Genomic DNA, 229 nt, shown 5'->3' on the forward strand with positions numbered 1-229 from the left:
TAATCGTTGCGAGCGCAGTCGCAGGTTTTTATCTGCTTCGGCTATATGCGTGGTTAGGCCGTGCTTTTGTTGTAACCAATCTTGCGGGGTTAAATTATCGATATTGGTTAAATAGTCATGAATAAAGTTATTATGGCGCTGCAGTATTGTTTTGGCTTCAAACTTGGGTGATTGCACATAAAAAACAATGCCTGCGCGGGTATTAAAAGGCGCGTAACCGGCACCAACC

General features: G+C 43.7%; 1 protein-coding gene. It reads right to left on the reverse strand.

All coding sequences use genetic code 11. The annotated features are described in order from the left end of the window. Window positions 1–229 (reverse strand): hypothetical protein (locus AAEY62_RS25195; RefSeq protein ID WP_350637240.1); only part of this gene is annotated, 229 nt, incomplete at both ends.

Origin of the sequence: Pseudoalteromonas sp. GW168-MNA-CIBAN-0100, assembly GCF_040309225.1 — a bacterium.
Lineage (GTDB): Bacteria > Pseudomonadota > Gammaproteobacteria > Enterobacterales > Alteromonadaceae > Pseudoalteromonas > Pseudoalteromonas arctica.